Source organism: Bacteroidota bacterium (genome assembly GCA_039714315.1).
GTDB lineage: Bacteria > Bacteroidota > Bacteroidia > Flavobacteriales > JADGDT01 > JADGDT01.
Genome location: JBDLJM010000101.1, coordinates 1 through 11,638, shown reverse-complemented (window position 1 = coordinate 11,638; position 11,638 = coordinate 1). Strand labels below are relative to the sequence as shown.

Below are 11,638 nucleotides of genomic sequence, written 5' to 3'. Positions count from 1 at the left end.
TCCCTCCTTCTCCGCCAAAAACAGCCGAACATCAGTAAACACTGATAGTTCGGCTGTTTCGTTTTAAAGACTGTGTCAAATCTGTGACACAGGAATTAACGTCATTTTCAGCTTGTGAACCGACACTAGAGCAAAGTCTAAATTTGAAATTTAGACGAATGTATTCTAAAAAGGTAAATAAGGAAAACGGTGTTAAAGTTGACCAAATTGGTAAGTTTACGGGGTTCTATATCTCTCAATATCATCCTGAAAAAATACGAAAAAATCAAATACTATGATTCTGAAAGTAAACGCACATTTATTTACTTGACAGACAACATGGATTTAATAGCAGAACAGGTAGCTCTATTGTATAAAAATAGTTGGCAAGTAGAATTATTCTTCAAATGGATTAAGCAACATTTAAAAGTGAAATCATTCTGGGGAACATCAGAAAATGCTGTCAGAATCCAAATTTATACTGCAATAATTAATTATTGCCTTGTTGCAATTATTGGAGATGATTTAAAATTAAAGTGTTCAACCTACAAAATTCTACAGATTTTAGGTGTTTAATTATTGTAGCAAACACCTGTAAGTGAATTATTTATATGTGTGGTTTACAATCATCGTCAAAGAACTCGAACATAATCAGTTGGCACTCAGTTTGTTTTAAGTGGACACTAGTGTCATAAAATATATAATGATTTATTCAATAATTTTAGTTGTATTTTGTAACTTCACAAGACACTGAAAAAAGAAAAAATAGTGAGTTGGAAATATCACATCATAACCGTACTGAATAAATTAAAAATTGCACTTATAGACCTGATTCCGATAATTGTGGTAGTTGTTTTTTTTCAGAGTTTTGTTATCCAGCAGACATTTCCTCAAATTGGAGAAGTTATATTCGGTTTCCTAATTGTTATAGTGGGATTGATGTTATTCGTTGAAGGCTTGGAGATTGGGTTATTTCCAATTGGTGAGACTATGGCTTACGCATTTGCAAAGAAGGGAAGCCTTATATGGCTTTTGATTTTTTCCTTCGCCCTTGGTTTTTCTACAACAATAGCAGAACCGGCCTTAATTGCTGTGGCAAAGGAAGCTTCGATAATATCTTCTGCCGCGGGTTTAATTGAAAATAATCAAGAAACGATGGATCAATATGCTATTGGATTGCGATTGACTGTGGCTTTTTCAGTTGGCTTTGCTATTGTTATTGGAGTATTACGAATTCTTAAGGGTTGGCCTTTACACTATTTAATCATCGGTGGATATGTAATGGTAATGTTGATGACCATAATAGCTCCCAAAGAGATCATAGGTCTGGCATATGATGCCGGAGGAATTACTACTTCAACGATTACTGTTCCATTGGTAACGGCTCTAGGGGTTGGACTTGCTACTGTAATCAAGGGAAGAAGCCCGTTAACAGATGGTTTTGGTCTGATTGCATTTGCTTCCCTTCTACCAATGATCTTTGTGATGGGATATGGCTTATTTTGGTTTTAAAAAATAAATAGGATAATGAATGATTTACTAGGGGATTTTATTTTGGTATTGTTTTCTACACTAAAAGATATATTACCTATCTTAATTGTGATTATTTTCTTTCAACTTGTAGTGCTAAAACAACCTATACCACATCTTAAAAAAGTGATTCTTGGAGGGATTTATATCTTATTTGGACTTACACTTTTTTTAATGGGATTAGAAAAAGCACTTTTCCCTGTAGGGGAAATCATGGCCACTCAATTATCCGATCCGGACTTTATTGGCACCTCATTAGGTGGACCGTCAAACTGGCGTTCGTATTACTGGATTTATATTTTTGCTGCATCAATAGGTTTTTCTACTACTATTGCTGAACCCTCACTTATTGCTGTTGCAATAAAAGCTAGTGAGGTTTCGGCTGGAACAATAAGCCAAACGGGGCTTCGAATTACAGTGGCATTCGGAGTGGCTTTTGCACTGGCACTTGGAACATTTAGAATTGTTACCGGAACATCATTATTTATCTATATTATGGTAGGATATCTTCTTGTAATCGTTCAGACTTTTTTTACACCCAAAAAACTAATTGCCTTAGCCTATGATTCAGGAGGAGTTACTACTTCAACTATAACTGTTCCGTTGGTAGCTGCGCTCGGATTAGGACTATCAAGCACGGTACCAGGAAGAAACCCAGCCGTTGACGGATTTGGGCTTATCGCATTTGCAAGCCTATTCCCAATTATTGCAGTTTTGGGATATGCACAATTCATAGAATTGAAAAAACGATTGTTTAAAAATAAAAATATAAAAGATGCAATTTAAATTACTTATAGCCTTTGTCAAACCCAACTTTACTGATGCTGTGGTTGATGCAATGAAAGAAGCTGGGGCTACCGGAGCTACTGTTATTCCTGGTAAAGGTACAGGAATGCATGAAGCAAAGTCCTTTTTTGGACTTAGTATTGAGGAACAAACTGAAATCATTGTGTTTCTTGTAGAAGAACACGTTGTAGAAAACCTTATGAATGTCATACAGTTGGCGGGAAATTTTGATAAACCGGGTACGGGCATTGCATTTGTTTTACCCGTAGAACATATAGCCGGGCTGGCATCTCAAATGAAAAAATTCAAAGATCAGGCTCGAGACAAATATTTCTAAAGCAAATAAATATAAGATTCCTCATATTTACATGAATCTAAAAAGAGTTAGTTACTGCAATTAGCTTTTTAATAAATTTACTTATTGGAAGTAACTAAAAAAAAGAGTAAACATGGATACAAAAAGAAGTTTTCAAAGTGCCAAGGATGTCATGACGAAAGAGATAGTTTTCGTAGATGGCATGGCTACTGCAAAGGAGGCGGTTGAATTAATGCGTCAAGAAAAAGTTGAAGCTTTAATCGTTAAAAAGAGACACCAACAAGATGCCTATGGAATTGTACTCGTTCCTGATTTCATTAAAGGTGTCATTATTTCTGACAAAATTTCAGAGGAGGTTAATGTTTTTGAGATAATGACCAAGCCCGTGATAAGCGTACCGGCTAATATGGACGTACGCTACGTTGCAAATCTGCTGATGAAAGTTGGACTCAGGATGGCTCCGGTTGAAGAAAATGGCGAGCTTATCGGAATAGTTTCTTTGTCTGATTTGATTTTGGACAACTTACTATTCTAATATTTTAAATTAGTGGAAGCTTAATTTAAGCCTTTACTTCTATAGTAAGAATTATATAATCTGCAAAAAATTGAATTAGTATTGGTTCGCAAAGTTTAGGTATTGAAAGTTTCACAATCTTAAGATTAACAAGCAAGTCAAAATTAAAAAATGAATAAACTAATTAAATAATAACATATGAGACACAAGCAATATATTATACCAGCAATACTACTTTTTTTATTCACTGCCTGCCAACCACAAACACAAGAGAAAGAAGTTAATGAAGCAGAATTACAAACTGAGCAGCTAATTAATGAAATGGATATTCATGATCTACAAATTTTGGTAATAGATAATTGTGAATATATCCTTTATAAAAAAAGCTCAAGTGTAAATAGGGGATTTGGTTTTATGGCTCATAAAGGAAATTGTAAAAATCCAATTCATTATTATAGTAGGAGTAGTAAAGATCACAATTAATAAATGAACGAAAGAAGAAAAACAAATGGAAATTAAACATATTGGGTTTTGATGGTTATTCAATTGAAAATAAAACAGAAATGGTTTTTTTGAATTAGTAAGCAAACGTATATGAAAAAGTATAAAGAAAGGCTAATATCATATATAGATCATGCGCTTTAGTTGTTTCGAGTTTGAGAGTTTCTGCCATTTAGAAAATGAAGACCGTTGCATGGCAAAGCGTAAAAAACATAAATATTCTGTCTAATTAAACTTTCCTAATTTTAGTTTAAGTCTACTGTTTATAGTAAATTAGAGCTATGAAGAAGTACAAAGAGCCATCCTTAGCAGACAGTGTTTGTGATGTAAGAGTAAGAAAGATAAAGATTCAATTTTTCCAGCAAATAAATTCTCTTTTAGACTGGAGATTAATAAGTTCAATTATAGATTTACATTATTAAAAGGGTAAAAGTGCTAGTGGTAAGCCATCATACGATGGTTTGCTTTTGTTTAAGATGAGTCTTTTGCAGACATGGTACGGTTTAAGCGATTACGAAGTGGAAGACAGAGTAAATGACAGTCTATCTTTTAGTTATTTCTGTGGTCTCAATATTGAAGAACCAGCACCTTATCATAGCACCTTAAGTCGTTTTAGAACAGCGATGACAAAATCAGGTGCTTATGAGAAGCTTTTCAAAAAAATCAATGACCAACTAGAATCTAAAAATATAATAGTAAAGAGTGGAGCAATAGTAGATGCAAGTGTAATAGATACTCCTCTTCGTCTCAAAGGAAAAACAATTCATAAGGCTACAGAAGACAGAAAAGACAACCAAGAAATAGAGGTAAAGAAAGAGTATGCCGAGAGCGTAGATAAAGAAGGAGGATGGTTAAAAAAGCGAGGCAAATTTCATTTTGGATATAAAAAGCATCATGTTACAGATGAAGAAGGCCTAGTGCTTGGCGTGGTAACAACTAAGGCGAGTGTTAATGAAATAACAAATTTAGAAGAAGTAATAGATTCGGCTGATTTACCAGAAGGCATAGCATTCAAGGCGGATAAAGGTTATCAATCGAAGAAAAATAATGACTTACTAAAAAAGAAAAAATTAAAAAACCATATCTTGAAAAAGGCAAAAAAGAATAAGCCGTTAACAAAGTGGGAAAGAAAGTTTAATAAACTTATAGGCAAAACTAGATTTAAAGTAGAAAGAACATTATCATCTAAAAAAAATAAAAGCAAAGACTGCTAAAACCGAAAAGCTCTGGATCTTTTTCGGAATCCACACTGCAAATGCATTAGAAATAGGACGGCGAATTGCAGATAGAAAATTTGAAGAAAAACAAGTAGCCTAAAATTTAGAAAATAGAATTACAAGTATGATTGGATAGGTATGCCTAATTTTGAGTGAAAATCAGAAAAAAGTGAAAGGAACATAGCCATATAAAAAACACACTTGATATTTAGAGGATTTTAAGTGTGTTTTTAGTCAAAAGTGGCTTACCTCTGAAAGTGCCTATTTAAACGGAGAAATCATTTAAAGGAACACGCAGTTGCTTACCGGTATTCTTTCTGTCATGAACAATTATATATCCATCTACAATATCATTACTCTTTATTTTTGAGTAATTACTTATTGCTCATACCTGTAGAGCATCCTAACACAAAAAGATCCCTAACTCGTTTGTTTAAATTATACTATTCCTTTTGAAACACTTGAGTGTAGACTTTTTCCATTTGTTCAATTTCGTTATCACTAAGTTCTTCGTAAAACTTTCGTTTAAGACTCGATAGCTTGCCTTTATTTTGGTGAAGGAATAATATCATTCTATCGACTTTATTGTCTGGCATATCTACTATATTCTGAATCTCATTTTTAAGTTCATCGTAGTATTGAAGAAAAAGTAGTTCTTCAGGAACATCTTTATTAACAGTTGTTTGTATAGCTCTTGCTAAAAATATAGTGTGATTAGTAAGGTCAGGAAATCGGTATAACGCTTCAATTTCAGAGGCATTGTTAACCGTCATTTCTCCAGAGTCATTTATATCATATTTTGCTTTTCTCCCAATCAACTTAGAAAGCAGCTCTAGAGTATCATCATACTCGTCCATGTTTGCAAGTATCTGTGCCGAAATGGGTAGTATTGTACTGTTTGGCACAATACCATCACGTACTAGAATATCATGAATAAGGTAGCGATGAATTCTTCCATTTCCATCTTCAAATGGGTGGATATATACATAACCAAATGATACCATCACTGCTTTTATAATTGATTCAGATGATGTGTTTTTTTTATCCAAGCCAACTATCCCTTGCATTAGAGATTCTACAAATTGAGGTGGAGGACATACATAATGTATTTTCTGAGAATAATCTCTCATTGTTTGACCAACATAGTTTTGGAAGTCTCTAAACCCGTCATCTGTATATCTTACATCAACAATAGCATTTTGTAAACGAACCAATTCCTTTTCAGACAATGATTCTTCAAATGACTTTTGTCCTGCATCTTCCAGTAAAGAAATGAATTTTTCCATTCTATCCTGTGAAGGCTCTTCTTTCTCAATTTCACTAGATGATTTTGATTCTTTTTTATAAAGGTAATAGCTAGCTCGTTTAAAAATTTTTGGAGAATATTCTTGTTTTAAATTTTCAATTGCTTCTCCAATGTTCCAATCAAGTAACTCACTGAGTTCTGTAGTTTTTCTGATTATTGGGCAGAATTTTTCTTGTCCTAGAAGGTTATCGTTTATTTTCCACTTAGATATTTTTGTAATATTTCCAGTTATATATCGAGACGAATTTAATAGATCCTCATATTTAGTAGTAGTTATATTAACTTCAATTGATTCTCCTACGGTAAACTCATATAGATACCCTATAATTCTTGTATATTTTCTATTCGGATTTATATTAATGAAGTCTGATATCGTTTTATGACCAACTTTGACAAATACTTCTTTAACAAAAGCCAGATTCAAATCATCGTATTTTAAAGCAAATTCTAAATGATACATAGAAGTATCAATACTGACATCATATTTAGGTTTGAATGTTCGTATAATAGCATTTGTTGAACTTAACTCTGTTTTGTCAGTAGTTCCTATGTATGACTCATGTGTCAACCTAAAACCTTGGATGTTTAGTTTTTCCTGAAGCCATGTAAAACCTATTTTTTTCATTTTCGTCTATTTACTGGGGTAATTTTAGTTTCGCAAGGGTAAAAATAGTTTATTTTATTGAATCAGGGGTAAAATCGCATTATTTAATGCAAAAATCATTCATTATACGTTTACTAGGGTAATTTTAGTTTCATTAGGTTAAAAATGGTTTATCAATGTATTTTTGGGGTAAAATACATTTACACTAGCACTGAATTTACATACCATATATACTAAATATAATAATACAGTAAGTTTTAAAATTCCATTTTACAAGTTACATCTTCCAAACATCCTTCATAAAATCCTTTTTATCATCATCATTAGGCTTATAATACTTATTAAAAACCTCCAAACTCTTATGTCCGGTAAACTCCATTATTACCTTATCAGGAATCTTCTTATTCTTCATAATAGTAATAAAACTTCTGCGAGCAGTATGAGATGAAATACGCTTATAAAACAGATAATCTTTTTCAATAACTTCAGAACCGATACGTATAGTCTTCTTCACTGTATTATCATAGCCAATAGCTTTAAACACATCCTTAATATACTCATTGAACTTTTGAGTAGAGTACACAGGTAAATCATAATTGTACTTTTCAAGTATTTCTATGGAGAAATCATTTAAAGGAACACGCAATTGTTTACCGGTATTCTTTCTGTCATGCACAATAATATATCCACCTACAATATCGTTACTCTTTATTTTTGAGTAGTTGCTTATTCTCATTCCGGTAGAGCAGCCCAAGACAAATAAATCTCTTACACGTTCAAGTTTGGTATTATCAGAAAAATCAAATTCATAAACTTCTTTAACCTGGTCAAACGTAAGCGCAATTTCATCAGTCACTTGTCCTTTTGGAGTTTTGAATTTCTTGAAGTCAATTTTATACGTAAACTTATTTTCAAGTGCCCAATTTAGGAAGGTTTTCAGTAAGCCTATATTTCTTCGTAACGTATTTGCAGAGTGACCTTTTTGTGTGATGCAGTAATCTAAAAATGAGTTATAAAAATTGTTGTTTATCTTACTGAAATGTAATGTTGATTTAGAGTGCTTCTCAAATTGCTCTAAAAGTGTTTTATTGTACTTGTACCGTCTAATAGTAGTTATGGAATTTGAAGCATCTGATTTATCTTCTTCCTTATGTTTTATAAACTTATCATATACAGCAAAAAAGTTGTTTGCGTTAGATTCTACTTTCTTTAATGACTTGTTTATTTCTTCCTTCACAAGTTCAATCGTAATTTCCTCATCAACATCTTTATATTTGTTTACAATTTTGATGAATAAGTCTCCAAAGCGGTCGAGTTGCCTCTTTATGGTTCTATGATTGTCTGCTTGAGTGGATCTCCCTGTAGTATTATTTGGCTGACGAAGTTTAAAATCCCATTCTTCAGGATGAATCTTCTCACCTGTAGAATAAACAAATTTCTTGCCTTCATTTTTGAAAAAAGAAGAAAACATTATCAGTGTTTCTTTATTTGATTTAGGACTCTTTAAATTGAATGTATATCGCATCTTAACTTATATAAAACGGTTGACAGATTAGTTGACAGTTAAGATATATTTAGATGGTATTTAATACTATAAATAAGTGATAAAATTGGGGCAAAAACGCTGTTTTTGTAGAGTTTATAGGTAATTGAGGTACAGAGAGTGTTCTGAGGGTCATAACCTCCTTCTCCGCAAAGAAAAATCCCGAACACGAAAGTGTTTGGGATTTTTTGTTTTCAGTAACGTCGTAAACGAATATATACGTTAGTGAATGAAAAACAAAAAATTACAAAGTGAGGGACCACGAAGATATAAGGGATGAAAATAAAACTCATAACACGGCAACGTTTATCACTCGTTACGAAAACACTAAGACCCCAGCTTATGCCGAGGTCTTAGTGTTATATAGATGCGTTAACTTTATTACAATCCACTATCAGAAAAATACTTCATAAACTGAACGCGTTCTAATACCATTGGATTTTTCACTCCTTTTTGAGATAGTTTTCCTCTGAATTCATCTATACTTTTATATCCTTTTTTATCCATCCATGCCGATAGTTCTTTTAGAACCTTATCGATATGCTCCGAACCATTGTTGAAGACCGACGAAACCATTTGTACAGCATTTGCTCCTACAAGTAAGTTGCTAATTACATCTTTACTTGTGTGAACACCAGTAGAGGCAGCTAAATCGCAATCAACTTTATTATTCAATATTCCAATCCATCGCAAAGGCATACTGTTATCTTCAGGATTGCTAAATACCGAACCTGCGACTATTGCTTCCTTTTCTATATCTACAGCTGGTGTATAAAATTTATTGAAAAGAACTAATCCATCAATTTTTGTATAGGAAAGACTTTGTGCAAAATTAGCCAGGCCTGAAATATATGGGCTAATTTTAAACGATACAGGAATTGAAACCGTTGATGTAATTTTTTCGGCAATATCGAAATATATTTTCTCAATTTCTTTACCCTTTTGTTCTGTATTTGCCGGCAAAATAAACATATTAATTTCTATCGCATCAGCACCGGCTCTTTCAACCTCTTTTGCAAAATCGATCCATTCTTCAGAAGTAGCACAATTTATACTTGCAATCACGGGTATATTTACTTCTTTTTTTACATCCTTTATGAGAGATGTATATTTACTTATTGTATTCTTTTTTAGATAATAACCTAATTGTTCCTCAACCGCATCATAAGTATCATATATATTATTAAGACGTTCAGCATTAATATCCATTAGAATCTGCTCTTCGAATAGGGATTTTAGAACTACTGCTCCTGCGCCTGCAGCTGCGTGTTTTTTTATTCTGTCAACTGAGTTGTTAAGTTCCGAACTTCCTATAATTATAGGGCTTTTAAGTTCCAGTCCTAAATATTTTGTCATTAAATTAGCCATAGTGATAATAAATTTGTTTTACTGTTCTTATTCTTAAAAAAAGCTATTTGTAAATCTTTAATAGAAACTTACAGCATTTTCTAAACATCAAATTAATCATTAAAATTTTATGATGTAAGCTCTGTTTAATACTTATTTTCAATAGCCTTATTTAAAATCTATATTTAAATTTATCGAGAATAATAGATTTATTATTATGTAAAATTTACCTAAATCAGGCTTGTTCAACTTTATTATACCATAATGCATTTGATATTAATTAGATCTGCGAATGATAGCGTAGTAATCCTCCCTCCTCTTTTTATATTCAATTAAAATTACTATTATTGGATACTGATTATGCTGTCAAAAAGCATTTAGGCAAAGTAATTTGCGAGTTCCATACCTGCCGCGCTAAGACGTGTGACTGATTAAAGAACAAATTATATCCGGATATAAAAGATAAGTATATAAGAAATATCACCATGAAACCCCCATATATAGCAAGCTTTGCTCCAACTAGGAGATGAATAAATGGGGATACCATGTGACCTTAATTTAAAATTTATACGCATGAAAAGTTACATTGTTGTACTATTCCTATTTATTTCGTCCTCAGTTTTTGCGCAAAGCGAATTTGAAAAATCTGTCTCAAAATTTTCAGACAGTGAAACAAAAAATAAATTGGAGACATTTAAATCAGAGGGTATTGAGCTGGCTTTCGACACTAAAAACATAACACCTGATGAATTAATTAATGCTGCTCAAAAGTATCTTAACTTTCCACATTGTATGGGCGGCGATGGAAGCAAAAAAAAATGTATGGATTGCTCCGGATTACTATTGGCTTCTTTCAGGGACGTTGGTATTAATTTGAATTTTCATGGGTCGCAGGAAATGGCCCGATACGGAATAATCATTTCGGACAAGACCAGGTTACAAAAAGGCGATTTGGTTTTTTTCGTAAATTCGTATAAATCAAAAAATCGAAAAATTGTAATTACTCACTCCGGTTTCATGATTAGTGATAAAAAAATGATACACACATCATCAATGAAAGGTGTACAAATAATAGATTTAGACGACCCATATTATTGGAACGATAAATTTCTGTATGGAACAAGGATATTTGATATCAATCAAGAATTAGAAAACGAAGAAAGTGATAGCATTCCTGTCAAAGAAAAAGAGAACACAAAAGAAGACCTTAAGTAAAAGGGAATGAAATAAATACTCAGGTATACTTTTAAAAATATACCTATACCAGTAAGAGAACCATAACATCTGTTTGTATGAAACGGGTTTTTATTGCATATAAGGTTAGCACCGAAGCAAAGACTATTCAATTTATTGACTCCCTGAAGAAAAAATTATGGAGAAGCTCTATTAAATGGGTGAATCCCTTAAACTACCATGTTACTCTTAAATTTATCGGAAATACAGACTTTGATACCGTTAAAAAAATAAAAAATGTACTTAAATCCATTTTGGAAGATGAAAAGAAATTTGACACAAAAATACAAACGCTGAAATTCTTTGGACACATAAAGAAACCTACCGCATTATGGATGGATATTGATGACAATGGGAACAGTAAAAGGATAACAGAAAACATAAACAAAGCACTCGGAAAAATTGGTATAGAAACAGATCAAAGACCGTTTAAACCACATTTAACATTAGCCAGGATTAAGTTGATTTACGAAAAAACGGAGTTTGAAAAACTTATAGAACAAAATAATGATACTTTGTTTCAGAGTAATACGATAAGCAAAATTATTTTTTTTGAAAGTAAACTTACTCAGCGTGGACCTGAATATAAGGTTTTGGCAGAATATAAGTTGGAGAAATAAAGATGATTTTTAATTTTCATTCTTAACTCTTATTATCATAGCTCCAATACTTACCGCAATTTCATCGGGTGTATGACTGTTTATCTGTACCCCTATCGGGGCATCTACTTTTTTTAGTTGTTGTGATGTGATCCCATTTGAT

Annotated in this window: 12 protein-coding genes and 2 pseudogenes; 10 read left to right on the top strand and 4 right to left on the bottom strand. The window is 32.4% G+C overall.

What is annotated here, in order from left to right; genetic code table 11:
• Positions 1-218: 218 nt before the first annotated feature.
• The 8 genes and pseudogenes from ABFR62_10195 to ABFR62_10160 all read left to right on the top strand — a co-directional run bounded on the left by ABFR62_10195 (position 219) and on the right by ABFR62_10160 (position 4,840).
• Positions 219-552, top strand: a pseudogene (locus ABFR62_10195) (transposase).
• Positions 553-747: 195 nt separating this feature from the next.
• Positions 748-1,491 carry a DUF1538 domain-containing protein gene (locus ABFR62_10190; GenBank protein MEN8138788.1) on the top strand — a complete coding sequence of 248 codons (744 nt, stop codon included), beginning with the start codon at positions 748-750 and terminating at the stop codon, positions 1,489-1,491.
• A gap of 15 nt (positions 1,492-1,506) precedes the next feature.
• Positions 1,507-2,295 carry a DUF1538 domain-containing protein gene (locus tag ABFR62_10185; GenBank protein ID MEN8138787.1) on the top strand — a complete coding sequence of 263 codons (789 nt, stop codon included), beginning with the start codon at positions 1,507-1,509 and terminating at the stop codon, positions 2,293-2,295.
• Complete coding sequence (locus ABFR62_10180) at positions 2,285-2,632, top strand: P-II family nitrogen regulator (protein ID MEN8138786.1); 348 nt, start codon at positions 2,285-2,287, stop codon at positions 2,630-2,632. The genes ABFR62_10185 and ABFR62_10180 overlap by 11 nt, the downstream gene beginning before the upstream one ends.
• 112 nt (positions 2,633-2,744) lie before the next feature.
• Positions 2,745-3,146 (top strand): CBS domain-containing protein, encoded by a 402-nt coding sequence (locus ABFR62_10175; protein MEN8138785.1) that lies wholly within the window; start codon positions 2,745-2,747, stop codon positions 3,144-3,146.
• Positions 3,147-3,323: 177 nt separating this feature from the next.
• Positions 3,324-3,608, top strand: a complete 285-nt coding sequence (locus tag ABFR62_10170) for a hypothetical protein (GenBank protein MEN8138784.1) — start codon at positions 3,324-3,326, stop codon at positions 3,606-3,608.
• A gap of 299 nt (positions 3,609-3,907) precedes the next feature.
• A complete protein-coding gene (locus ABFR62_10165) occupies positions 3,908-4,048 on the top strand; it encodes a hypothetical protein (protein MEN8138783.1) in 141 nt (46 codons plus the stop codon).
• A 30-nt stretch (positions 4,049-4,078) separates the two neighbouring features.
• Positions 4,079-4,840 (top strand): annotated as a pseudogene (locus ABFR62_10160) (IS5 family transposase).
• Between the two features lie 446 nt (positions 4,841-5,286).
• Here ABFR62_10160 and ABFR62_10155 read toward each other — a convergent pair.
• From ABFR62_10155 to ABFR62_10145, 3 genes are all read right to left on the bottom strand, one after another.
• Positions 5,287-6,717 carry a Fic family protein gene (locus ABFR62_10155; protein MEN8138782.1) on the bottom strand — a complete coding sequence of 477 codons (1,431 nt, stop codon included), beginning with the start codon at positions 6,715-6,717 and terminating at the stop codon, positions 5,287-5,289.
• Positions 6,718-7,030: 313 nt separating this feature from the next.
• Positions 7,031-8,278, bottom strand: coding sequence for a tyrosine-type recombinase/integrase (locus ABFR62_10150; protein MEN8138781.1), 1,248 nt, complete (start codon positions 8,276-8,278; stop codon positions 7,031-7,033).
• Between the two features lie 399 nt (positions 8,279-8,677).
• Complete coding sequence (locus ABFR62_10145) at positions 8,678-9,664, bottom strand: dihydroorotate dehydrogenase-like protein (protein MEN8138780.1); 987 nt, start codon at positions 9,662-9,664, stop codon at positions 8,678-8,680.
• Positions 9,665-10,216: 552 nt separating this feature from the next.
• On the opposite strand from ABFR62_10145, the gene ABFR62_10140 reads away from it, so the two are divergent.
• Complete coding sequence (locus ABFR62_10140) at positions 10,217-10,858, top strand: NlpC/P60 family protein (protein ID MEN8138779.1); 642 nt, start codon at positions 10,217-10,219, stop codon at positions 10,856-10,858.
• Between the two features lie 77 nt (positions 10,859-10,935).
• The gene (gene thpR / locus ABFR62_10135) at positions 10,936-11,496 is read left to right on the top strand and encodes an RNA 2',3'-cyclic phosphodiesterase (GenBank protein MEN8138778.1); all 561 of its coding nucleotides are present in this window, start codon (positions 10,936-10,938) and stop codon (positions 11,494-11,496) included.
• A gap of 9 nt (positions 11,497-11,505) precedes the next feature.
• On the opposite strand, the gene ABFR62_10130 is transcribed toward thpR, so the two are convergent.
• Positions 11,506-11,628, bottom strand: coding sequence for an XdhC family protein (locus ABFR62_10130; GenBank protein MEN8138777.1), 123 nt, complete (start codon positions 11,626-11,628; stop codon positions 11,506-11,508).
• Between the last annotated feature and the right edge of the window lie 10 nt (positions 11,629-11,638).